The sequence below is a fragment of the Streptomyces sp. MnatMP-M17 genome (assembly GCF_900091995.1).
Taxonomy (GTDB): Bacteria; Actinomycetota; Actinomycetes; order Streptomycetales; family Streptomycetaceae; genus Streptomyces.
This window is the reverse complement of record NZ_FMDK01001281.1, coordinates 1-1,172: the sequence shown is the minus strand read 5'-3', so window position 1 is coordinate 1,172 and position 1,172 is coordinate 1. Positions and strand designations below refer to the sequence as shown.

The window sequence follows — 1,172 nt, the reverse complement described above, 5'->3', positions numbered from 1 at the left end:
TCAGCCAGGGCCCCGGCGCCGGGTTCCGGCTGCCGCCCGAGGTCGGACCGGACCAGGTGGTGCGGCTGTCCCGGTTCTCGCTGCTGCGGGCCGACGACGGGGTGCTGGTCCTCGAGAGCGGTATGACGCAGGCGCGGGTGGCGCTGACCGCGCCGGCCGCGCGGACCGTGGTGTCCGCCATGGCGGCCCCCGTCACGCCCCGGGAGGCGGCCGAGGCGGTTGGCCTGGACCTCGCCCTGGTGTGCCGGCTGACCGGGGTGATCGCCGGCCTCGGCCTCGCCTGCGTGGCGAGCACCGGGCCGGACGGCTCCGCCGTCTTCGCCGAGGACCACGACCCGGCGCTGCGCCACTGGGACCTGCACGATTCCTACTTCCACGGCCGCAGCCGCCCCCGCGACGCAGCAGGCAGCCGTTTCCTCGGCGTCCTGCCGTCCCCGCCGGTCGCCAGGCCGCAGGGCCCCGGAGCCGTCATCGAGCTCCCGCGGCCCTCGCTGACCGCCGTCCTGGAGCGCGACGCCCGGCTCACCGAGGTGCTGGAGTCCCGGCGGTCCGTCCTGACCTACGGTTCCAGGCAGCTGTCGCTGGAGGAGCTGGGCGAGTTCCTCCACCGCGCGGCACGCGTCAGGAGCCACCACGGCACGACCCCCGGCGCGCGCTACTACGACTGGGACGCGCGCCCTGCCTACGAGCGGACGAACCGCCCCTACCCGAGCGCCGACGGAGCCTACGAGCTGGAGCTGTACCTGACGGTCAACCGGTGCGCTTCCGTCCCGGAAGGCGTCTACCACTACGACCCGTTCGGCCACCGGCTGACGGCCGTGGACGCCTCCGAGAGGGACCGTGCCGCGCAGATGGCGGAGATCGCACGGGTGCACAAGGCGCGCCCGGACGTGCTGATCACCATGACCTCGCGGATCGCCCGGCTCTCCTGGCACTACGACTCATTCGCCTACGCGCTGACACTCCAGCACGTCGGCGTCCTGAGCCAGACCATGTACCTGGTGGCGACCGGCATGCGCCTGGGCCCGTGCAGCCTGAAGGGCGTCGGCGACGCGGAGATCACGCGCCGTGCCCTTGGCCTGCGCGGTCCCGAGGAGAGCGTGGTGGGGGAATTCGCCCTCGGCACGCTCCCGCCGCCGGACCGGCGCGGCGCGGCTGACCCGGCCGACGAG

1 protein-coding gene is annotated in these 1,172 nt (G+C 74.4%); it reads left to right on the top strand.

Annotation, left to right across the window (positions count from 1 at the left end; all coding sequences use genetic code 11):
* Nucleotides 1–1,172 (top strand): SagB family peptide dehydrogenase (locus GA0115259_RS38565; protein ID WP_093605280.1); only part of this gene is annotated, 1,172 nt, incomplete at both ends.